This is a genomic window from Labilithrix sp. (genome assembly GCA_019637155.1).
Taxonomy (GTDB): domain Bacteria; phylum Myxococcota_A; class Polyangia; order Polyangiales; family Polyangiaceae; genus Labilithrix.
Genome location: JAHBWE010000009.1, coordinates 140,109 through 162,278, shown reverse-complemented (window position 1 = coordinate 162,278; position 22,170 = coordinate 140,109). Strand labels below are relative to the sequence as shown.

The window sequence follows — 22,170 nt, the reverse complement described above, 5'->3', positions numbered from 1 at the left end:
ACGGCCAACGCGCGCGCGGGTCGAGGCGCGATCAGCGCGAGGGCACGGGCTCGAGGTCGGCCCAGTTGGGGCCCGCCTCGACGCCGACGACGAGCGGGACCGTGAGCGCGTACGCGCTCCGCATCGCCTCGGCGCACACGCGCGCCGCGACCTCGAGCTCGGCCGCGGGCACCTCGAAGAGCACCTCGTCGAGGACTTGCAGCACCGGCTTCGTCGCGAGCCCCTCGCGGCGGAGCGCGCGGTCGGCGTCGCGGAGCGCGCGGCGCGACACGTCCTGCACCGAGGCCTCGTGCGTCGCGCGGCGCGCGAGGCGCTCGGAGTAGGAGCGCACCTGGTTGTCGAGCGACTCGAGCCCGCCGATCGGCCAGCGGCGCCCCGCGATCGTCGTGATGCCGCCCTCCTCGCGTGCGCGGCGGAGCTGCTCGTCCTGGAAGGCGCGCACCTTCGCGTAGTGGCGATCGAAGCGCGCGATGTACTCCTTCGCCTCCGCCGCGGTGATGCCGAGCTGGAGCGCGAGCGCGCTCGCTCCTTGGCCCGCGAACGTCGCGAAGTTCACGACCTTGCCGAGCTGGCGCTGCTCCGTCGTCACGTCTTCGGGCGCGACCTCGAGGATCGCCGCGGCGGTGAGGACGTGCATGTCGGCGCGGCGGCGCAGCGGCTCGACGAGCGCGGGATCCTTCGTGAGGTGTGCGAGGACGTGGAGGCCGAGCTGGTTGAAGTCGACCGACATGAGAAGGTGATCCGGCGCGGCGACGAACGCGCGGCGGATGCGCGCCATCTCGGGCGTACGGCCGGGCACGCGGCCGAGGTCGGGGTTCGAGTTCACGAGCTGACCCGAGAACGAGCGCGCGGGATGGAAGCGCGAGTGCACGCGGCCGTCGGCGTCGATGCAGCGGCGGAGCGCGTGGACCCAGTTGTCGCGCAGGCGCCGCAGCGCGCGCCACCGGAGCACGAGCGGCACGATCGGATGCGCGTGCTCGATGCGCTCGAGCGCCTCGATCGACGTGCTCCATCCCGTCTTCGTGTGGCTCACGATCGGCAGCTTCAGCTCCTCGAAGAGCACCGCGCCGAGCTGTTTCCCGGAGCCCACGTTGAACGAGCGCCCCGCGAGCGCGTCGATCTCCGCCTTCAACGTCGCCTCGATCTCCGCGAACGCCGCCTCCGCGCGATCGAGCTCGGCGGGATCGACGGCGATGCCGGTCAGCTCCATCCGCACGCAGATGTCCTCCATCTCGAGGTAGTCCGCGAGGAGCGGCGGCGCGAGGGAGGGCCCGAGCTTCTGCCAGATCGCGGCCGACGCGTCGGCGAGGCGGCCCGCGTGCTCCGCGACGCGCCCGAGCGACAGCGCGCTCCATGCTTTGCGCTGCTTGCCGGCGCCGCGCACCGCGTCGTCCTCCGGGAGCGCGCGGCCGAGCACGTGCTTCGCGACGACGGTGAGATCGTGCGGCGCCCAGTTGCTCGGCTCGGTGAGGTGCGAGGCGCAGGCGGAGTCGCCGACCACGCCCGCGAGCACGACCCCCGCGCGTCGCAGCTCGACGGCTGCCTCGACGAGGTTGTGTCCGACCTTCTCCGCGCCCGCGTCCGCGAGCCACGCCGCGAGCTCCGGCCACGCCGCGCTCCCGACCGGCACGTACGCCCCCACCCCGCGCCCGTTCGCGAGCCCGATCCCCGCGAGCGGCGTCCGCACCGGCGCGGGATCCTCGAGCAGCGCCGCGATCGCGGTCGCGTCGTCGCCGCGCATGCGCTCGATCGCCGCGCGCGCCTCGCCCTTCGCCTCGCAGACCTCGATCTGCAGCGTCGCGCCTTCGTCGACGAGGAGCTCCACGAACGCGAGCCGCTCGTAGAGCGCGTTCGCGCTGCGTGCGTCCGGCGGCGCGTACACCAACGACGCGAGCGGCGCCGGGAGCGGCACGCGCTCGAGCCGCGCTCGCGCGAGCTCGATCGGGACCTGCTCCTCCGCCGCGCGCAGCGCCTTCGCGAGGCGGCCTTCGAGCTTCGGCAGCGCCGCGAGCGCCGTCGCGACCGAGCCCTGCTCCTCGATCAGCGTCGTCGCCCCCTTCGCGCCGATGCCCTTCACGCCGGGGAGCACCTCGTTGCCGCTGTCGTCGCCGACGAGCGCGAGCCACTCACCGACGTTCGCGGGTCCGACGCCGAAGCGCTTCCTCACGATCTCCGGCGTGTAGCGGACGTCCTTCGCCGCGTCGTACCACCAGAGGCGATCGCCCACGAGCTGCGCGTACCGCTTGTCGACCGCGGCGATGAAGACGTCGTCGCCCGTCTCGAGCGCCGCCGACGCGTAGCTCGCGACGACGTCCTCCTCTTCCGGCGCGACCACGACGTGAAGACCGAGCGTCCGCAACAGCTCGGGGAGGTGCTCGAGCTGCGCCTTCAGGATCGGCGGCCACGCCGCGTCGCGCGGCTGCGCGTCGATGACGGCGACGGCGTGCGTGGGCACGCGGAACGCGAGCACGCGACGGATCGCGCGCGCGACGGCGAAGAGCGCGTTGACCGGCGCGCCGTCCCGCGACTTGCGATCGGTCGGGACGACGAGGAACCCGCGCGCGAGGAGGTTGGTCGCGGCGGCGACGAGCAGGCGCCCGGGCATCGCCGCCCAGTCTTGCACACGGATTTCAGACCGGCGGCCCTGAAATCCGCTCTCGTCCTGGTGCAGCGCCACCGCCTCGCTGGTACGCGGTGCGGCCATGAAGCCCCTCTTCTCCTCGCTTGCGATCGCGATCGCCCTCGTCGCGTGCACGACGACCGAGATCGTCACCCTTCCCGCGCCGACCGAGCCCGCGACGAGCGATCTCCCGTTCGGCGCCGTCTGCACCGGCGACACACAGTGCGCGGCCGGCCTCACGTGCAAGCCGCTCCAGCTGAGCGGCGTGTGCTCCGACCGGATGGCGTGCACCGTCGCGTGCGCGGACGACGACGCGTGCAGCGCCCTCGATCCGCGCGGCAAGTGCTTCGAAGGCTGCGACGGCGAGCAGATCTGCGCCCTCGCCGAGCGGAAGACGACGGAGCTCCCCCTCGGATCGATCTGCGAAGCGAGCTCCGAGTGCGAGGAGGGCCTCAAGTGCCTCGCCGGCACTGGCCCGAAGGACGAGTGTGGGACCGATCGCACGTGCAGCCTCCGGTGCAAGGAGGACGCGGACTGCAGCGCGCTCGCGGACTCGGCGAAGTGCCTCCCCGGCTGCGACGGCAAGAAGCTCTGTCAGCTCACCGCGCTCGAGTGAGCGGCCGGTTAAGGTTTCGATAGCGGCGATATAGGGGCGGGGTAGGGGACTCTTAGCGTCGCGAGATCGCTCGCGATGTCACGTTGTGGCGCATGATGAATCGCGCCCTTCGTTCCCTCCCGCTCCTTGGTCTCCTCGCCGTCGTCGCCTGCGAGGACGACCGCTCCGCCGGCGCGCCGCCGGGCCTCGGCGCCGTCCCCGTCACGTCGCCGCCGGCGATCGCGTGCACCGCGCCGACGTCCGGCCCGACCTTCCACAAGGGCGACGTCGGCCCGAACGAGCTCTGGCGCGCGGACGAGAGCCCCCACATCGTCGAGTACGACGTGAACGTGCGCGACGGCGCGACGCTCACGATCGAGCCGTGCGCGGAGGTGCAGCTCGCGAAGAAGGCGCACATCCAGGTCGCGCAGCCGCTCACGCCGAACAGCGGCACGCTGATCGCGGAGGGCGCCGCGGACCGCCCGATCCGCTTCACGGCGAAGGACGGCGAGCGCTGGTCGAGCCTCGTCGTGCGCGCGCCCGGCACGATGCGCCTCGCGCACGTGACGATCGAGGGTGGCGGCGGCGGTGACTTCGAGCAAGAGGCCTCGCTCGTCGCGACCGGCGACGGCGTCGACGGCTGGGACCCGCTCGTCTTCGTCGATCACGTGACGATCGTGAGGTCGCTCGGCGCCGGCGCGTGGCTCCAGCGCGGCTCGACCTTCATCGCCGGCTCGCGCGACCTCACGATCCGCGAGTCCGGGAGCGAGGAGCATCCGTACCCGATCGAGATCGAGGACGCGACGATCGACGCGCTCCCGACCGGCAGCTACACCGGCAACCGCCGCGACGAGATCCTCCTCGAGCCGAAGGGCGGCCAGACGGGCGGCACCGGCCTCCTCGCCGACGCGACGCTGCACGATCGCGGCGTCCCGTACCGCGTCGGTCGCTCGCGCGGGACGAGCTTCATCATCGGCGGTCGCACCGACGACAAGCTCGTCACGCTCACGATCGAGCCGGGCGTCACGATGAAGTTCGAGAAGGACGGCTCGCTCAAGGTGCAGCACTTCGCGGTGACGAAGCCGTCGACCGCGGCGCTGCGCGCGCTCGGCGCCGCGGACCGCCCGATCGTCTTCCGCTCCGCCGCCGACGCCCCGGCGCCGGGCGACTGGCAGGGGATCCGCTTCAACGGCATCCCCGACGCCGCGAACGCGCTCGATCACGTCCGCGTCGAGCACGCGGGCGGCGACTGCGGCTGCATCCTCAACACGTGCAGCAGCATCGAGCGGCACGAGGGCGCCGTCATCTTCACGTCGCCGCCGGCGACCGCGTTCATCACGAACTCGACGTTCGCGCAGTCGGGCGGGCACGGCATCACGCAGGGCTTCGACGGAGAGTTCGTCGACTTCCTCCCAACCAACGAGTTCAACGACCTCGCCGGTTGCCGGCAGACGAAGCCGCGCTCGAAGGTCGCCGCGTGCGAGAGCCCGCGCCCCGCGTGTGACTGAGCCCGCTACGCCTTCCGCTTCCGCTGCGTGCCGTACGCGGCGAGGACGGCGAGCACGGCGCCGGACAGCACGTCGGCGACGTAGTGCTGGTGCGTCACCACCGTCGACACGCAGATGAGCGCGGCGGTGACGATCCCCCAGCCGAAGAGCGGCCGCGACCGCGCGAACCGCAGGCCGATCGCGGCGTACACCGCGATCGCGCAGTGCGCGGAGGGGAAGCAGTTCGTCGTCGGATCGAAGGAGTACACCCCGCGGAGGAGCCACGCGCCGAAGCCCTCGAGCGCGGGATCGATCGGCGGGCGATCGACGCGCACCGGCAGCGCGATCCACAGCACCGACGACAGCAGCACGATGAGGACCGCGCCGAGGAGGTGCCGGCGGAGGAGCCGCACCTCGGGGATGACGCAGAACGGGATCACCCCGAACACGTGCACGCCGAGGTACACCGGCGCGAACGCGGGCAGGAGCGGCACGCGCGCGAGGATGGCGTCGTCGAACGTCCGCGCGCGCGGTGCGTCGGTGAGGTGACCGGCGGAGAAGTAGAGGACGGCCCAGACCGCGAACACGCCGACCCCGTTCACCCACCACCGCGCGAGCTCGGGCGGCTCGCGCTCGCCGCGGCGGAGCGTCCACGCGATCGCGCCGGCGATGCAGAGCCCCTCGAGCACGAGCACGAACGCCGGGCTCGGCAGCGCGATCCCGGTGAGCTCGATCGCGGCCCAGAGCTGGCCGCACGCGACGAGCGGAAAGAGCGCCGCGAGCGCGAGCTTCCGTGCGCGGGACTCCACGGCGCCGTGGTCTAGCACCAATCGCCGACTAGCGCGGCGGCGGCCAGCGGAGCCCGCGATCCGCGTGCGGCGACGTCGCGGCGAGCCGCGTGTCGTCGGCGGGGGCGGGGAGCGCCTTCCAGACGTCGGGGCTCTCGTCGGGTTTGCGGTTCGTGTTGTCGGCGGTCGCCTCGTAGAGGACGCCGAGGTGCATGACGAACGCGCCTCGCTCGTACGTCACCGCGGGCTGGCCCGGCGCGAGGGTGGCCCTGTCGGTCCACCACTCGACGCGGCGGTAGTCCTCGTCGATGCGCGCGTTCATGAAGTCGCGGAAGACGACGCGCGGCACGGTCGCCTTCGTGTTGTTCGTGAGCGTCGCGATCGCGGGCGGCGAATAGGCGAAGAACGGGTAGGGGCCGTCGGTCACGTTGTCGGCGAGCAGGTGCGGGTTCGCGGTGCCGTTGCCGATCGCGAAGATGCCGGCCGGCGGGCTCGCGGTCGGATAGACCTCGGCGTAGTCGAAGCGGAACCCCGCGAACGTGTTGCGCGCGAACTCGATCGTCGCGCCGTTGGTGCCCGCGTGCGTGAACACGCCCGACGACGACGAGTCCGCGAAGTAGTTGTCGGTGAACGAGACCTTGTCCGTCGCCGCGCGCGCGTCGCCGTCGACGCGCTGCGGGAACAGCTCGACGAAGAGGTCGCCCGCGCCGACGACGACGTTGTGGTGGAAGCTGCTGCTCCCGTAGCGCTGCCCGTACTGGACGTTGCCGTCCTGGTACTGCGCGAACGCGGACCGCCAGCGAATGGCGCCGGGGCCGAGGACGTTGTGGTCGATCTCGCAGCCGGCCCCGAGCTGCCCGACCTGGAGCGCCTCGGTGCCGGTGCGGAGGATGCGGTTGTCGTAGACGTGCAGGCCTTCGAAGGCGTGCTGCGGCTGCGCCTGCGTGCTCCCGAAGTAGATGCCCTCCGAGCCGACGTCGTGGATGTAGACGTCATGCAATCGCACGTCGTGCATCGTGGCGCTGCCGTCGTTGTCGGTCTTCGCGACGATGCCGGCGAACTCGACGCGCGCGACCTCGATCGCCTCGACCTCGAAGCCCGTGGCCTTCGCGCCGATCGCGACGCCGGAGAGCCCCGTCTTGCTGAACGCGTCGTCGATGAAGATGCCGTACGTCCCGCTGCTGTGCGCGAAGGCGCCCTCGAGGTGCCCGCGGAACCCGGCGTCGCCGGTCTTCGAGGTCGGGTCGTAGCGGCCGGTGAGGATCCAGTTCTTGCCGCCCTGGAGCACGACGACGTGGTTCGCGGCGAGCCCGCCGACCTTCACCTGCCCGCCGAGGTTCGTGATGACGAGCGGCCGCGCGGCGGTCCGATCGGGCAGCCCGCCGATGAGGATCGACCGATACGCGCCGGCGGGGATGTAGAGGCGATCGAGCGTGCCCCAATCGACCTCGGGGTGCTTCGCCTGGACGTCCGGGATCGAGATCGCCGGCGCATCCCCGGCCGGCCGCGGCAACGTGAACGTCGTCGCGGGCACGCCGAAGCGCCCGTACACCGGCGTGAAGGAGGGATCGCCGGGCCCGTCGCCGCCCCCGCTGCCATCGTTGCCGCCGCCGGGTCCGACACTTCCGCCGTCCGGCAAGAGCCCGCCGCCATCGCCCGCGCCTTTCGCGGATCCATCGCCGCCCCCACACGCGCCGGCGAGGAGAAGTCCGACCCCAACGAACCTCATCCTCGACATCGTACCGCGGCCTCGGCACGCCAACGAGACGATGGTGAAGGCTCGATTCTTCTTCCTTTGGGCCCGCACGACGTCGTCTCTCGTTTCGGCCTGATCGCGTGGGGCGCGGGTGGGCCTTCTCACCTACGACGTCCTCACCATGCCCCCGCCCCAATCCCGAACGTCCACGAGCCGCCGATTGGATGACGGCGTCACGTTCCTGCGTTAAGCATTCGTCGTGCGTCGTCTTTCCCTCTCCGCGCCCGGGTGTGTGCTCGTGCTCATGCTGGCGGCGGCGTGCTCGCGGCCGCGGGATGCGGGGGCGACGGCGTCGGCGCCGACCGCGGCGGCGGGGTCGGACGGGGCGGCGCCGGTCGCGGTCGCCGCCGTCGAGGCGCCCGACGCGGCGGCGTTCGCGGAGCCGGCGCCGACCTGCGAGGCCGAGCCGGGCGTGTTCCTGTTCACGTCGCCGATGAGCCCCGTCGCGGGTGGGCCCGTGCGCGTGATGGCGGTCAGCGACAAGCCGCTCACCGGCAAGCTCGAGATCGACGGCGCGAGCTCGGAGACGCGGCGCGGTGGGCCGCCGTACTTCTGGCTCGTCGAGACGACGGCGTCGGCGAGCACGAAGGCGACGTTCTCGCAGCGCGCGTGCGCGGACACGCCGGCCGCGACCGCGCCCGTCACGGTGGGCAGGGGCAACGCGTCGCTCGCGACCGGCTCTGGCGTCTGGCCCGCGCGCAACGCGTGGACGCACAAGCTCGAGAACCTGTATTCTGCATGGATCGAGGCGCTCTTCGACGCCCCCGATGACGAGCAGCCGAGCTGGGCGGCGCTGCACGAGGTGATCCGCGATCCGAAGCGGAACTTCCTCCTCGATCACCTGGGCGCGCGCGAGGACACCGGCAAGGATCAGCCCGTCATCCGGCCGGACTGCGCCGACCTCCCGTACTTCCTCCGCGCGTATTTCGCGTGGAAGCTGCGGCTCCCGTTCGGGCTCGCGGAGTGCAACCGGGGCGGCGGGGGCGCGCCGCCGTCGTGCCGCAACCTGATCACGAACGAAGACCCCGACGAGCGCGCAGACGCGCGCAAGAAAGACGGCGCGGTCGCGGCCTTCGGCGCGTTCCTCCGCGGCACGCTCGCCGACAAGGCTCACTCCGGCTCCGCGCGCACGCCGTTCGACGACGAGGCCGGCGACTACTACCCGGTGAAGCTCTCGTGGGAGACGCTGCGTCCGGGCACGACGTTCGCGGATCCTTACGGGCACGTGCTCGTCATCGCGAAGCGCCTGCCGCAGACCGCGGAGCGCGGCGGCATCCTCTACGCCGTGGACGGACAGCCCGACGGCACCGTCGCGCGGAAGCGCTTCTGGCGCGGCAACTTCCTCTACGCCAACGCGCGCGAGCTCGGCGGTCCCGGCTTCAAGGAGTTCCGCCCGATGGTCCGCCAGGGCGGCGCGCTCGTGCGCTCGAGCAACGCGGCGATCGCCGCGAACGCGGAGTACGGCGACCTCTCGCTCGAGCCGGGCAAGCTCGACACCGAGGCCTTCTACGACGCGATGGACGACGTGCTCTCGCCGAAGCCGCTCGATCCCGAGCGCGCGATGCTGCAGACGATCGACGCGCTCGAGGAGCAAGTGCGCACGCGTGTGCAGTCGATCGACAACGGCCGCAAGTGGCTCGAGAAGGGCCGCGGCCCCGCGACGATGCCGGAGGACGCCGCCATCTTCGAGACGCAGGGCGCGTGGGAGGACTTCTCGACCCCGTCGCGCGACCTCCGGCTCCTCATCGCGATCGACGTCGTGCGCGGTTTCCCCGCCCGCGTCGCGCGCCGCCCGGAGCGCTTCGCGAACGCGGGGCCGGACGCGAAGGCGAAGCTCGAGGCCGTCCTCGAGCGCGAGCTGAAGTCGCGTTCCGTGAAATATACACGCACCGACGGCTCGCCCTTCGAGCTCACCCTCGCCGAGGTGATCGCGCGGAGCCCCTCCTTCGAGATGACCTACAACCCGAACGACTGCGTCGAGACGCGCTGGGCCGCGCCGGCCGGCTCCGCCGAGGCCTCGACCTGCCGCGCGCACGCCCCCGCCGAGCAGCGCGCGCGGATGGAGACCTACCGCCCCTGGTTCCGCGACCGGCGTCGCCCGCCGCGCAAATGAGGCGTAGCATCGTGGGGTAGTTCCCTTTTTTGCCATTTTACACTGTTCGTCCTCGCTGCGGCTTGCGGCGGTGCGGTAGACCCGGCGTCGACGGACAGCGCGGGGAACGGCGGCGGGCCCGCATCGACCGGGCCGTGCACCGGCCAGACCGCGGCGCACGAGAACAATCTTCACCGCCGACGCGGTCGGGACGTCATCGACGGCCGAGCTTCGACGAAGGCGCTGCACTGGCCGGAGGTCGCGCTCGCGTCTCCGCCCGCGATCCGGTCCGTCGTGCTGGGGAGCGCGCCGGGCAGCTTCGCCTCGACCTATTCGCCGCGCGGCTCGCGGAGGCCGTGGAGGCGCAGGTACTTCCGGACGTGCGTGCGCTGGAGGCCGGTGCGTCGCGAGATCTCCGCGACGTTCGCGTTCGTCGCCTCGACGAGCTGCGCGAAGTAGGCGCGCTCGAAGGCGTGGAGCGCCTCGCGCTTCGCGTCGTGGTAGCCGCGCACCGCGGTCGCGTCGATCGGCCTGCCCTTCGTCGGCTTCGCCGCCTTGAGGCCGAGCGCGCCCGCGATGTCGAGCGGCTCCCCCTCGTCCGCGAGCGCGAGCGCGACCGCGACCGCGTTCTTCAGCTCGCGCACGTTGCCGGGCCAGTCGTAGCGGAGGAGGCGATCGAGCGTGGCGCGCGTGACGCGCCGCCAGGCCGTCTTCGATCCGAGCTGCTCCAGCATCACGCGCACGAGGCCGGGGAGGTCCTCGAGGCGCTGTCGCAGCGCGGGGACGTACGAGCGCACCTGCGCGAGGCGGAAGTAGAGGTCGCTGCGGAACGTGCCGGCGTTGACGGCGCTCTCGAGGTCGCGCCGCGTCGCGGCGACCACGCGCGCGTCGAAGGAGACGTACTCGTTGCTGCCGACCGCCTTCACCCGCTTCTCGGCGAGCGCGCGGAGCAGCTTCGGCTGCACGTCGAGCGGGAGCTCGCCGAGCTCGTCGAGGAAGATCGTGCCGCCGTTCGCCTCGATGAACGGCGAGACGCGCGCGTTCATCGCGCCGGTGAAGGCGCCCTTCTCGTGACCGAACAGCGTCGCCTCCGCGAGCGTCGGCGCGATGGAGCCGCAGTCGACGATGACGAACGGGCCCGACTTTCGCGTGCTCGTCTCGTGCACCGCCTGCGCGACGAGCTCCTTGCCGGTGCCGGTCTCTCCTTGCACGAGGATCGTGAGCTCCGTCGGCGCGGCGCGCTCGAGGCGGCGGAAGAGGTCGCGCATCGCCGCGCTCGATCCGTAGAGCGGGCCGAAGCGCTCGATCTCCGGGAGCTCGAATTTCTGCACCTTCGTCGGCTCGAAGCGGAGGTTCGCGCGGGCGAGGGAGAACGAGGTCGCGGTCGTGAGGAGCACGTCTCCGACCTTGATGTCGTTCACCCACGTCCCGTTCTTGCTCCCGAGGTCGCGGAGGCGGACGCCGGCGGGGGTCGCGACGACCTCCGCGTGCATCGCGCTCACGCCGGTCTCGTCGACGCGGAGCCCGCACGCCGGATCGCGTCCGATCACGATCGGCTCCGGGCCGATCGTGACCTTGCGTTCCTCGCCGTGCCCTTCGTGCACGAGCGTTCCGCCCTTGAACTCCAGCATTCGCGTCGAGAAGACCGTGGTCGCCATCGATTACCTTTTCCCGCGGGGGCCTTTGGACTGCATCGTGAGCGTCGCCGTCGCGCCTTCGGGCGACTCGGGGATCGCGAGCGCGGGACCGCGTCCGCGCGCCGCTTGCTGGAGCGCCGCGAGCGCGACCTCGGCGGAGGCGTACCGCTTCGACGGCGTGCGCGCGATCGTCTTCGCGAGGAACGTCTTCAGCGCCGCGGGCCACTTCTCGCCCGTAGCCTCGTCGATCGTCGGCGGCTCGTGCTCGCGCTTCAACGTGACGAGGCGCGTCCCGGTCGCGTCGCCGTAGGGGAGGCGACCGGTGAGCGCGTGGAACACGATCGTGCCGACGGCGTAGAGGTCCGCGCGCGGCCCCGCCTTCGCGCTGTCGCCGAGCTGCTCCGGCGCGACGAACGGCAACGTGCCCATCGTCGCGCGGCTCGTCGTCCGCGGCGCGCCGGCGCCGGTCGACTTCGCGACGCCGAAGTCGATCAGCTTCGCGATCGGCGCGGGGCTCTTCCCGTCCTCGTGGAGGAACACGTTCGCGGGAGAGAGGTCGCGGTGCACGATGCCGGCGGCGTGTGCGACGACGAGACCTTCGAGGATCTCGCCGCCGATGCGGCCGACCTCGGCGAGCGAGAGCCAGTGCTCGCGCTGGAGCAGCCGTTCGAGCGTCTCGCCCTCGAGCTTCTCGAGCACGATGAACGGCACGCCGGTCTCGAGCCGTCCCGCGTCGATGACCTTGCAGATGTACGGGCTCTTGAGGCGGCGCAGGATCACGGCCTCACGCTCGAAGCGGTCGACGAGCTCGGGCTCCTCCATCGACCACGTCTGCGCGATCTTGATCGCGACCTCGCGTCCGGTCGCCTGGTCGCGCCCGCCCCAGACCTCGCCCATCGCCCCGCGCCCGATGCGGTCCGTCAGCTCGAAGCGACCGGCGATGACGCGGGGAGCCACGCGGCCTCGACGATACCGCATGGTCCGATGGATGTGGGACAATGAGCTGTGGTCGATCTGTCCGCAGGCCAGCTCGTCGCGGACAAGTACCGCATCGACGGCGTCATCGGCGCGGGCGGGATGGGCGTCGTCCTCGCGGCGACGCGCCTCGATCTCGATCAGCTCGTCGCGATCAAGGTCCTCCGCGACGCGACCGACGAGGCGATCGCGCGCTTCCAGCGGGAGGCGCGCGTCATCGTGCGGCTCAAGAGCGATCACGTCGCGCGTGTCTTCGACGTCGGCACGCTCGACGACGAGACGCCCTACTACGTGATGGAGCGGCTCGAGGGGGAGGACCTCTCGAAGGCGCTCGAGCGTCGCGGTCCGTTGCCGATCGATCAAGCGGTCGACTACGTCCTCGAGGCATGCGAGGCGATCGCGGAGGCTCACACGCTCGGGATGGTGCATCGCGACCTGAAGCCGGCGAACCTCTTCGTCGCGCGTGGTCCCGGCGGCATCGGGAGCGTGAAGGTCCTCGACTTCGGCGTCTCGAAGGCGCTCCTGAACGAAGGCAGCCAGGTCGGCGAGCTCACCGACGACGGCGTCGCGCTCGGCTCGCCGGGCTACATGGCGCCGGAGCAGATCGAGAGCTCGCGCTCGGTGGACGCGCGCGCGGACATCTACTCGCTCGGGGCGATCCTCTATCGCCTCACGAGCGGCTTCGTCCCGTACAAGGGCGAGACGTTGATGAGCGTGCTCGCGTCGATGTCGGCGGCGCCGCTCACCCCGCTCTCGGAGCGCGTGCCCGGCATTCCCCCGCGCTTCGCGCAGATCGTCGAGCGCTGCCTCGCGCAGGATCCGGTCGCGCGCCCCGCCAACGTCGCGCTCCTCGCGAAGGAGCTCGTGCCGTTCGGAACGCGAAAGGCGCAGGCGAGCGTCGAGCAGATCTTCGCGACGATGGGCCACTCCACCGGCCCCACCTCCGAGACGATCACGCTCGAGCACGGCGTGCCGGTCCGCAAGACGGAGACGACGCCGCTCGTCACGGACGATCCGAGCACCGTCGATCACGCGGCCGATACGGCGACGACGCCGCTCGTCTCGACGGCGCGAGGCGCGTACGGCCTATCGGCGACGATGCTGGCCCCGCCCGCGCTGACGCCGCCCGCGCTGTCGCCGCCGGTGCTGCCGGCGATCGTCGCCGATCCGCTCCCGATCACGGCGACCTCCCGCCCGTCCCCGACGCGAAACCCGAACATCCTCCCGCTCGGCATCGCGGCCGGCTTCCTCGTCGCCGTCGTGGTGTGGGTCGCGCTCTGGCGCCGCTCGCCGCCGCCGCCTCCCCGCATCGCCGCCCCGCCGCCGTCGGTGATCGTGATCGACACGGCGGAGCCGAGCCCGATCCCGCTGCCGAGCACCGCGATCACGATCGCGCCGGTGCCTGCACCGCTCCCCGATCCCCCGAGCACCGCCGTGACGGAGCCCGAACCCTCGAGCGTCGTCAGCACACCGATCGCGCAACCGCGCCCGTCCCCGCAACCGCGCCCCACGCGTCACCCCACCCCCGCCCCGCGTCCCGCGCCGAAGCGCGACCCCAACGCTCCGCCCAACCTCACGGACATGCCCGGCGGGCGGCACTAGTTACGCACTCAACGTCGGGGCTTCGCCCCGACACCCCACCCCAGACACGGCCCTCGCGCTGCGCGCTCGGGGCGCTTCGCGCCCGCTTGCGCGGCCGCTTCTGGGGCCCCGGGGGCGAACCCGACGCTCCGACCCCGATGCGGCCCCGGGCTTGGGCTCGTGGCGCTACGCGCTCGCATGCGCGGCCGCTTCGCGGGTCGGTCTCAACGTCAGGCCGACCCCATGACGCTCGCGGGCGCGGCCTTCTCGATGGGGAAAGGGGAGCCGGTGCGCTGCGCGTCCGGCGGGGTGGGAGTTAGTGTTTGCCTGGTTCGACGATGATTTCGACGCGACGGTTGTTGGCGCGGCCTTCGGCGGAGTTGTTGCTCGCGACGGGGCGATCGGGGCCGATGCCTACGGCCTTGATGCGGTCGGCGGCGACGCCGCGGGAGACGAGCTGCTCGCGCACGGCCTCGGCGCGCTTGCGTCCGAGGTCCATGTTGTACTGGCGCTGGCCTTGCGAGTCGGTGTGGCCTTCGACGGTGATGTTCGAGTCGGGGTTGCCCTTGATGAGGGCGTCCGCGACCTCGTTGAGCTTCAGCATCGCGGCGGGAAGGAGCGTCGACTCGTTCGACGCGAAGAGCACCGAGCCGGAGAGCGTGATGACCATGCCGCGCGCCTCCTTCGTGACGGCGGCGATCTTCTGGAGGTCGGCGAGGGCCTGCGCGGCCTTCTTCTCCGCGGCCTCGCGCGCGGCCTTCTCCTGCGCGAGCTGGTCCTGCGTCTTCTCGAGGTTGTGCTTCGTGCTCGTGAGCTCGTTGCGCGCGTTGCGGAGCTGATCGGCGGTGAGGTTCGCGGCGTCCTTCTCCGCGCCCTCGCGATCCTTCTGCGCGATGATCGCGCGCGCCGAGGCGTCGGCGAGCTCGGCCTTGCGCGTCGCGATGTACGCGTAGTCCTTCGTCTCGACCGAGCCCGGGTCGTCGTTGAAGGCGCGCTCGGCCTGGTCGAGCGCCTGCTTCGCGACATGGAGCTCCGCCGGAGTCTGCTGCGCCGCAGGCCCCTTCGACGCAGCCTGATACGCCGCCCGCGCGTCCACGAGCTCCTTCGGCGGCAGCGCATTCCCACACCCACCAACAAAGAGCGCAACGAGAGCAACACCAACCAGGGACCCCAGAAGCGGCCGCGAAGCGCCCCGCACGAGGGCCGTATCTGAGGTGTGGGCGTTGACAAGGGGCCCCAGAAGCGGCCGCGAAAGCGGGCGCGAAGCGCCCCGAGCGCTCCGCGCGAGGGCCGTGTCTGGGGTGGGGTGTCGGGGCGAAGCCCCGACGTTGACAAGACGCATGTGGCTCACTTCCCTTCCTTGATCTTCTTGACGTTCTGCTGCGCCTTGTCGGCTTCCGTCTTGGCGTTGTGTTCCTTCGCGAGCATGACGGCGAGCTCCGCGTCGGCGTTCGCGCGCTGGAGGACGAGGTCGGCGCGCTTGTTGTCGCCGTCGGCGATGAGCTTCTTCGCCTGGTCGATCTGATCGCTTGCGAGCTTGAGGTGCAGGGCGGCCTTCGGCTCGTTGTTCGCGCCCAGCTCCTTCGCGCTTCGCGAGGCGGCTTCCGCGCTGGCGAGGCGATCGGTGGGCGCGGGCATGCTGCTGCCGCACGCGACGAGGAGAAGACCGATGAGGATGATGGCGAGCTTGCGCATGGGTTTCTCGGGGCCGGATTCTATCAATTAGCGACGCTGGATCAGCAACTTGTCGAGCAGGTCCTTGGAGTAAGCGGACAGCTCGCGGAAGACCACCCCCATTCCGTCCTTCTCGACACGGACGACCTCGCCCACACCTTCGATCGTCTCCACCGCATCCATGATGACGGTGAAGTGCAGGTTCACCTGCGTGCCGACCGGGAGCGGCCGCTGCGCGCGGATGAACACGCCGGAGCGCGAGATGTTGGTGACGTACTCCTGGATGAAGGCGTCGAAGGACTCGAACTCTTTGTTGATCGTGATCCGTTCGTCGGCGCGCTTCGATTCGCTCATGACTTACTTGCCCACCAGGTCGAACTGCTCGAGGTGGTACTCCTTGCGCGGGGTCACGATGATCTTCCGCATGTACTTGTTCTCGGCGTCCTGCACCGCCGCCTTCTCGGTGCTGTTCAGCACGTCGGCGACGGCGGGGTGCGCGTTCACGAGGACGGAGTAGCCGGGGAGGGTCCCGCGCTTGCGGCGGATCTCGCGGAGGATCTCGAACGCGATCGTCTCCTTCGACTGCAGCTGGCCGGTGCCGTCGCAGTAGAAGCAGGGCTCGTGGAGGAGCCGGCCGAGGCTCTCGCGCGTGCGCTTGCGCGTCATCTCGATGAGACCGAGGTCCGAGATGCGGTTGAGCGTCGTCTTCGCCTTGTCCTTCTGGAGGAGCTCCTCGAGCGTGCGGCGCACCTTCTCGCGGTTCTTGTGCTGCTCCATGTCGATGAGGTCGAGGATGATGAGGCCGCCGATGTTCCGGAAGCGAAGCTGGTAGGCGATCTCCTTCACCGCCTCGAGGTTCGTCTTGAGGATCGTCTCCTCCATGTCCTTGCTGCCCTTGCCGACGAACCGACCGGTGTTGACGTCGATCGCGGTGAGCGCCTCGGCCTGATCGATGATGAGGTAGCCGCCGGAGGGCAGCGGGACCTTGCGCGACAGCGCGCGGCCGATCTCGTCCTCGATGCCGTACTCGTCGAAGATGGGCTCCTCTTCCGAGTAGTGCTTCACGTCCTTGAGGCGCTCGGGCGCGAACATCTCGACGAAGCGGCAGAGACGGTCGTACTGCTGCTTGTCGTCGATGACGACCTCGTCGACCTCGTCGGTGAAGAGGTCACGCGCGACCTTCAGCACGAGGTCGAGCTCGCTCGAGAGGAGCGCCGGCGCCCTCGCGCCCTCACGCTTCTTCGCGACCTCGCCCCAGAGGCGAACGAGGTAGCCGACGTCCTGCTTGAGGCCCTTCTTCGTGAGGCCCTCGGCGACGGTGCGCACGATGAGACCACCGGACGGCGGCTTCATCGCCTCGATCGCCTCGCGCAGGCGCGCGCGCTCCTTGTCGTTGCCGATGCGCTTGCTGATGCCGATGTGATCGACCGTTGGGAGGTAGACGACGTAGCGACCCGGAAGCGAGATGTGGCTCGAGCAGCGCGCGCCCTTCGTCCCGATCGGATCCTTCGTCACCTGGACGATGATCTCCTGCCCCTCCTTCACGACGTCGCGGATCGGCGTCGACTTCGAGAGGCGTCCGGGGAGCCCGCCGGCGCCGGAGCGATCGCCGCGCCCGCGGCTGCCGTCGCGCCCGCGGCTGCCGTCGCGGCCGGTCGAGCGGCCGCCGTCACGTCCGCGGCCGCCGTCGCGTCCGCGCGTGCGTTCGCCGCCTCCGCCGCCGCTGCCGCGTGCCTCCGTCGCCGGACGATCGCCGGTGCGCTCGCCGCGTCCGCGTCCGCGTCGCCGGCGCCGTCCGCCGCGCTCTCCGCGCTCGCGCTCCGCGGCTCGCGGAGCCGGCGCGCGCGGGACGGGCTCGCCGGGCTCGGACACCGTGAAGCCGGGCAGGTCGCCCAGGAGATCGTCGTCGTCGCTCTCGTCATCGTGCGCGGCGGAGGAGGGGCGATCGGAGTCGGAGGAGGGGAGCTCGTCGAGCGTCGGCTGCGAGGCGAGCGAGCGCATCGAGTCCTGCCCTCGCACCTCCGCGCGATCGTCGTCGTCGTCGTCGTCATCGTCGTCGTCGGCGAAGAGCCGCTCGGACGATTCGGCTGCGACGCCACCGAGCGCGACGGACGACACGTCTTCGATGAGCGGCTGCGTCTCCACCGCGGACGGCGGGCTCGGCGGCGCGATCACTTCGTCGGAGGGAGGATCGCTCGCGGGCGGCGCGTCGCTCGGTCCGCTGCGCAGCGCGCGCTTCGCGGTGGTCGATCCGTTCTGCTTCCGCGCGGGCGGCGCGGGCCAGTCAGGATACGCGACCGTCGTCTCGAGGTCGTCGATGCCTCCGCCGAGCCCCGCGGCGGGGGGATCCGAGTCGTTCGCGTCGTCGTCGGTCGCGGACGCCTGGGAGGGGGAATCCAGATCGCGATCGCTCTCCGCCGCGACGGCGCGCTCGTCGGAGTCCGGTTCGTCGGAGTCGGGCTCGCCGGAGTCGGCGTCGCGCTCATCGGAGTCCGGCTCGTCGGAGTCGGCGGGCTCGTCGGAGTCGGCGGGCTCGTCGGAGTCGGAGTCGGCGTCGGGCTCATCGGCGGCGCGCGGATTGGAGTCGGCGCGCGCATCGGTCTCGCGCTCCCCGGAGCTGGGGCTCGCCTCGCCCTCCGCGGTCTCGTCCTCGTCTTCGCTTTCGCTCGTCGTCGACGATCGTCCTTCACCGCGTGCCAACTTGCGCCCACCGGCGAGGTACTCGTCGAAGTCGTCGGGGCGGATCAGGTCTTCGACGTGGAGGAACGCGGCGCGCTCCTGGCCGATGTCGATGAAGGCGGCCTGGAGCCCGGGGAGGACTCGCGTGACCTTGCCGAGGTAGACGTTGCCGACGGTGCCGGACTCGGCGCCCTTACGCTCGATGTGAAGCTCGGCGATGATGCCGTTCTCGATTAGAGCGGCGCGTGTCTCGCGGTAATCGCACGAAATGACGAGGATATTCTTGGCCATGGACGGGAATCGCTTTCCCGCCCGATGACGCCCACGAAAGCCTGGTCGGAGGAGAGGGGCCGGAGCGCCAGGACCCGATGCGTTGCTCGACGCGCGGAATGCGGCGTGTCGACGCGCCAAACGCGCGCATCAGGGGAAGGGTGGCGTGACTCGGTCCTCATCGCGAATGACCCACCTCACGAGGAGGTGAACGAAGCTGCGTGGCGCCTCGGGCGCCGGCCCTCTCCTCGAATGCAGGAGTTGACCGCTGTGAGCAACTCGAGGCTCCGCCGAAATGGCGGAGCCGGGATAAACCTGCGGACCGGAGGAGCTGACGCGCCTCGGGGCCTGCCTCAAGAGCTATCGGAATCCTTCCGCGAGCGCCAGTGTCTTGATTCAACGCAGCGGGCCGCGCCCTGCACCCCCGCTCGCACCTGCGAAGATGCACCCTACGCGGGTGCAGCTCGCGATTCAGGCTTGGAACGCGAGCGCTTCCTCCGGAGCTGCCGGGTGCGCGCTCCGGTGCTCCGCCGATGCGGCCCTCACAAGGTCGCGATTTCGGGTGAGAAAATCTGCGAGATCGCGATGCGGCCTCGCTCAAGAAGTCGCGATGCGACGTCGAGTGGCGCATGCCATACGGCACATGAGCCAATTGTGCCGTGTGCCGGCACATGATGGCGCGGGCGACAAAATAGGGAAAGGCCCCGCCACACCCTTCCGCGCTACCGTTGCTCCCTCTCGGGCCTGGCGGGGTTCACGTTTCCGGGTCGACGGGACCACGAGGCCGGCGCGGTGGACCGCGCGCGACGGAGATGGACGTAAAGCCTCCTCCGCCTCGCGTCGAGGACTTTTTTCAGGCATACGCTCGCGGTGCGAACGCGTCACCTCCTCCTCATCTTGTTCCTGGGCGGCGGCGAGCTCCTGAGCGGCGGCGACGCGCGCGCCGACCTCGTCGCTCGCGGCGTCGATCGCTTCGCCGACGGTGAGACCGTCGTTCGCTACGCGCAGACCCACGAGGGGCTGCCCGTGATCGGGCGCGGCTCGATGACGCGCTACGCGAAGACCGGCGCACCGATCGCGTCGCGCGACGCGATCGTGAACGTGTTGCCTTCGACGACGCCGACGCTCACGCCGCGTGACGCCGCGAAGATCGCGCTCGCGCGGCCGGACGAGGCGCACCTCGTGATCTGGCCGACGTTCGATCGCGGCGCGCGCCTCGCGTACGCGGTCGTCCCCCGCATCCCCGCCGGGGTGCCGGCGGCGCCGCGCGTGATCGTCGACGCGCAGACGGGCGAGGTGCTCGAGGCGCGCGACCTCCTCGTGTTCGCGAACGAAGCGAAGGTGTACCGCTCGAACCCCACGAAGTCGCCGGAGGTCGTGACCGAGACGTTCGCGATGGCGCCGGTGGGCGGGGTCCTCACGAACCCGTTCCTCGTCGCGCACAACTGCATCGACAAGAAGTCGGTGAAGGCGCTCTCGTTCGGCGGCTTCGACGTCGACGTGCACGTCTGCGACCTCGAGCAGGTCGCGAAGGCCGATCGCAACGGCGACTTCCTCTACGAGCCGAGCGACGCGCCCGGCAGCGCCGCCGCGCGCAGCGACGCGTTCTCCGAGGTGTCGATCTACCACCACGCGACCAAGGCCTACGCGTTCTTCCGCGACCTGCAGGGCGATCCCGGCGCGCAGGTCGTCGTCGACGAGCAGCTCCGCCTCATCGCGAACCTCCAGGTGCCGAAGGGCATCTTCCAGGGCGACCTCGCGTCGGCGGCCGATCCGAACAAGCCGCTCGAGACGTTCCAGAACGCGTTCTACTCGCCCGCGGCCGGTGGGCTCGGCGGCGTGTTCGCGCAGCTCTACGGCTTCGACTCCGGTGCGCTCTGGTTCGGGCAAGGTCCGAAGCGCGACTACGCGTACGACGGCGACGTCGTCTACCACGAGCTCACGCACGCGGTGGTGGAGCACAGCCTCGGCCTCGGCGTGTGGCACGTCGACGAGCACGGCGCGATCGACGCGCCCGGCGCGATGAACGAAGGCCTCGCCGACTACTTCTCGTCCGCGATCACCGGCGACCCCGACGTCGGCGAATACGCCGCGAGCGACTTCGGCAGCACGACCGGCGTGATCCGCACGCTCGCGAACAAGGACAAGTGCACGAACGTCGTCGGCGAAGTGCACGTCGACTCGACGCTGTTCTCGGGCGGCCTCTGGGAGGCGCGCGAGTCGCTGCCGGCGCGGGACCGCGCGACCTTCGACAAGGCGATCTACAAAGCGATGCGCGCGAACCCCGGCCAAGCCGACGTCGGCTTCGAGGACGTCGTCGCGCTCTTCCTCGCCGTGCTGAAGACCGACTTCCCCGCCGGCGAGACCGCGCTCGCGAAGACGATGAAGGACCGCGGCGTGCTCGTCGACGGCAAGGGCTGCGACCGCGTCCTCGCGTGGGCGGGCAAGCCGATCGCGTCGCCGCAGCGGCGCCTCGGCTTCATCGCGCCCGGCAAGCAGAGCGTCTCCGTGAACGGCCTCGCGCCCGGCGTCGTGCAGATCAAGGCGAAGGTCCCCGCCGGCGCGACGAAGCTGAAGGTGTCCTTCACCGCGCGCGCGGGAGGAGCCGGGCCCGCGAACCCGCTCGGCGGTCAGGCGACCCCGTTCGCGCCCGTCGTGCTGCTCAAGGTCGGCGGCGCGATCGCGTGGTCCGCGAACGGCCACGACGCCGACGCGAAGGCGACGGCGAAGCCCGCGCCCGGCGACGCGGTCGCGACGTTCACGCTGCCGGAGAAGACAGGCGACACCTACGTGCAGATTGCAAACAACGGCGACAGCGACGGCGCGTACGACGACCTCGCGCTCGAGTTCAGCACCGACGACGGCACGGTCGTCGGTGGCGACGACGACGACGACGACGCGAACGGCCCCGGCTCCGGCGCGCCCGGCACGACGACGACGATCACGGAGACGACCTGCGGAATATCCACCCCCGGCGCGGCGTTCGGAGGCGGGACGTGGCTCCTCGGCCTCGGCGCTCTGGGGGCCGCGCGCGCCGTCGCCCGGCGCCGCAAGAACCCGCAAATCTAGGGTCCCGGACGTTTGCCTCGCCGGCACAGCCGTTCTAGCGTGAGGGCGTGAATCCCTTCGTCGAGACACGCTTCATGGTGCAGCGCGAGCTGCGTAAGAGCTTCCGAAGCATCAAGGGCATCATCCTCACGGTGCTCACCGTCGCCGGCGGCGGTGGCCTCGCGCTCCTCTTCGCGCAGTCGGACGACGTTCGACAGAAGAAGCTGCACGAGAACGACATCTCGCCCGAGGCGCTGATCGCGGCGAAGCAGAAGTTCTTCGGCTGGTGGTTCATGGACGAGAAGACGGGCGAGCACCTCGGCCGCGCGCCCGGTCTCATCTTCTTCCTCTTCGCGGTGTCGCTCGTGCTGATGCCGGCGGTCGTCCTCCTCCTCGGCTTCGACTCCGTCTCGGCGGAGCGGCAGCACAAGACGGTGCGCTACTGGACGGTCCGCTCGCGTCGCAGCTCGTACATCATCGGGAAGTGGCTCGGCCTCTGGGCCACGTGCGGCGTCGTCGCGCTCGGCATGCACGCGCTCATCTGGATCGTCGCGTCCGCGCGCGGCGAGGCGCCCTTCGCCGACATCGTCAGCTGGGGCTTCCGCTTCTGGGCGGCGTCGATGCCGATCCTCGGGATGTGGTGCGCCGTCTCCGTCTTCATCAGCTCGCTCATGCGCGTGCCGATCCTCGCGCTCCTCTCGACCGCCGGCGTCTTCTTCATCTGGTGGCTCGTGTACATCATCGCGTGGGCGCCGGGGCACTCGGACATCGAGGTCATCTCGAAGCCGTCGCCGTTGTGCTTCATCTTCCCGAACTTCTACGATCGCTTCCTGCTCTCGCCGCAGGTCGGTCCGTTCCTCACCGGGCTCGCGGTCTGCTTCGGCTTCGCCGCCGCGCTCCTCGCCACCTCGAGCACGCTCTTCGCGAAGAGGGACGTCTGATGTCCGCCGAAGAGACCGCGGTGGAAG

15 protein-coding genes and 1 other RNA gene are annotated in these 22,170 nt (G+C 70.9%); 6 read left to right on the top strand and 10 right to left on the bottom strand.

Translation table 11 applies throughout. The features are described 5' to 3' along the window. Window positions 1–31: 31 nt before the first annotated feature. Window positions 32–2,605, bottom strand: a complete 2,574-nt coding sequence (locus KF837_20400) for a hypothetical protein (GenBank protein ID MBX3229691.1) — start codon at window positions 2,603–2,605, stop codon at window positions 32–34. 97 nt (window positions 2,606–2,702) lie between these two features. Here KF837_20400 and KF837_20395 point away from each other — a divergent pair, with 97 nt between their 5' ends. Continuing rightward, a complete protein-coding gene (locus tag KF837_20395) occupies window positions 2,703–3,236 on the top strand; it encodes a hypothetical protein (protein MBX3229690.1) in 534 nt (177 codons plus the stop codon). 92 nt (window positions 3,237–3,328) lie between these two features. Beyond that, the gene (locus KF837_20390; protein ID MBX3229689.1) at window positions 3,329–4,723 is read left to right on the top strand and encodes a hypothetical protein; all 1,395 of its coding nucleotides are present in this window, start codon (window positions 3,329–3,331) and stop codon (window positions 4,721–4,723) included. 5 nt (window positions 4,724–4,728) lie between these two features. Here KF837_20390 and KF837_20385 read toward each other — a convergent pair whose 3' ends face one another. Then, complete coding sequence (locus tag KF837_20385; GenBank protein ID MBX3229688.1) at window positions 4,729–5,511, bottom strand: phosphatase PAP2 family protein; 783 nt, start codon at window positions 5,509–5,511, stop codon at window positions 4,729–4,731. A gap of 28 nt (window positions 5,512–5,539) precedes the next feature. Further along, window positions 5,540–7,228, bottom strand: a complete 1,689-nt coding sequence (locus KF837_20380; protein MBX3229687.1) for a right-handed parallel beta-helix repeat-containing protein — start codon at window positions 7,226–7,228, stop codon at window positions 5,540–5,542. Between the two features lie 217 nt (window positions 7,229–7,445). Here KF837_20380 and KF837_20375 point away from each other — a divergent pair, with 217 nt between their 5' ends. Further along, a complete protein-coding gene (locus tag KF837_20375) occupies window positions 7,446–9,359 on the top strand; it encodes a hypothetical protein (protein ID MBX3229686.1) in 1,914 nt (637 codons plus the stop codon). A gap of 308 nt (window positions 9,360–9,667) precedes the next feature. On the opposite strand, the gene KF837_20370 is transcribed toward KF837_20375, so the two are convergent. Both KF837_20370 and KF837_20365 read right to left on the bottom strand, forming a co-directional pair. Further along, the gene (locus KF837_20370; protein MBX3229685.1) at window positions 9,668–10,996 is read right to left on the bottom strand and encodes a sigma 54-interacting transcriptional regulator; all 1,329 of its coding nucleotides are present in this window, start codon (window positions 10,994–10,996) and stop codon (window positions 9,668–9,670) included. A 3-nt stretch (window positions 10,997–10,999) separates the two neighbouring features. Further along, window positions 11,000–11,932, bottom strand: coding sequence for a serine/threonine protein kinase (locus tag KF837_20365; protein ID MBX3229684.1), 933 nt, complete (start codon window positions 11,930–11,932; stop codon window positions 11,000–11,002). 48 nt (window positions 11,933–11,980) lie between these two features. Here KF837_20365 and KF837_20360 point away from each other — a divergent pair, with 48 nt between their 5' ends. Further along, window positions 11,981–13,552, top strand: a complete 1,572-nt coding sequence (locus KF837_20360) for a serine/threonine protein kinase (protein MBX3229683.1) — start codon at window positions 11,981–11,983, stop codon at window positions 13,550–13,552. 295 nt (window positions 13,553–13,847) lie between these two features. On the opposite strand, the gene KF837_20355 is transcribed toward KF837_20360, so the two are convergent. The 5 genes from KF837_20355 to ffs form a co-directional block, all read right to left on the bottom strand. Then, on the bottom strand, window positions 13,848–14,627 hold the full coding sequence (locus tag KF837_20355) for a DUF4398 and OmpA-like domain-containing protein (GenBank protein MBX3229682.1): 780 nt from the start codon (window positions 14,625–14,627) through the stop codon (window positions 13,848–13,850). A 251-nt stretch (window positions 14,628–14,878) separates the two neighbouring features. Further along, on the bottom strand, window positions 14,879–15,226 hold the full coding sequence (locus KF837_20350) for a DUF4398 domain-containing protein (GenBank protein MBX3229681.1): 348 nt from the start codon (window positions 15,224–15,226) through the stop codon (window positions 14,879–14,881). Between the two features lie 27 nt (window positions 15,227–15,253). Beyond that, the gene (locus KF837_20345; GenBank protein ID MBX3229680.1) at window positions 15,254–15,559 is read right to left on the bottom strand and encodes a PilZ domain-containing protein; all 306 of its coding nucleotides are present in this window, start codon (window positions 15,557–15,559) and stop codon (window positions 15,254–15,256) included. Window positions 15,560–15,562: 3 nt separating this feature from the next. Next, window positions 15,563–18,175 (bottom strand): Rne/Rng family ribonuclease, encoded by a 2,613-nt coding sequence (locus KF837_20340; GenBank protein MBX3229679.1) that lies wholly within the window; start codon window positions 18,173–18,175, stop codon window positions 15,563–15,565. 673 nt (window positions 18,176–18,848) lie between these two features. Beyond that, window positions 18,849–18,935: signal recognition particle sRNA small type (gene ffs / locus KF837_20335), an RNA gene on the bottom strand. An 89-nt stretch (window positions 18,936–19,024) separates the two neighbouring features. Here ffs and KF837_20330 point away from each other — a divergent pair. Then, window positions 19,025–21,223 carry a hypothetical protein gene (locus KF837_20330; GenBank protein MBX3229678.1) on the top strand — a complete coding sequence of 733 codons (2,199 nt, stop codon included), beginning with the start codon at window positions 19,025–19,027 and terminating at the stop codon, window positions 21,221–21,223. A 47-nt stretch (window positions 21,224–21,270) separates the two neighbouring features. Continuing rightward, window positions 21,271–22,143: an ABC transporter permease subunit gene (locus tag KF837_20325; protein MBX3229677.1), complete on the top strand. Its 873-nt coding sequence runs from the start codon at window positions 21,271–21,273 to the stop codon at window positions 22,141–22,143. Window positions 22,144–22,170: the final 27 nt, after the last annotated feature.

Bases quoted from the DNA above. Each gene is read 5' to 3' on its own strand.
- KF837_20345 (MBX3229680.1), bottom strand. From the start codon at position 15,559: ATGAGCGAATCGAAGCGCGCCGACGAACGGATCACGATCAACAAAGAG.
- KF837_20390 (MBX3229689.1), top strand. From the start codon at position 3,329: ATGATGAATCGCGCCCTTCGTTCCCTCCCGCTCCTTGGTCTCCTCGCC.
- KF837_20400 (MBX3229691.1), bottom strand. From the start codon at position 2,605: ATGCCCGGGCGCCTGCTCGTCGCCGCCGCGACCAACCTCCTCGCGCGC.
- KF837_20395 (MBX3229690.1), top strand. From the start codon at position 2,703: ATGAAGCCCCTCTTCTCCTCGCTTGCGATCGCGATCGCCCTCGTCGCG.
- KF837_20350 (MBX3229681.1), bottom strand. From the start codon at position 15,226: ATGCGCAAGCTCGCCATCATCCTCATCGGTCTTCTCCTCGTCGCGTGC.
- KF837_20380 (MBX3229687.1), bottom strand. From the start codon at position 7,228: ATGTCGAGGATGAGGTTCGTTGGGGTCGGACTTCTCCTCGCCGGCGCG.
- KF837_20340 (MBX3229679.1), bottom strand. From the start codon at position 18,175: ATGGCCAAGAATATCCTCGTCATTTCGTGCGATTACCGCGAGACACGC.
- KF837_20370 (MBX3229685.1), bottom strand. From the start codon at position 10,996: ATGGCGACCACGGTCTTCTCGACGCGAATGCTGGAGTTCAAGGGCGGA.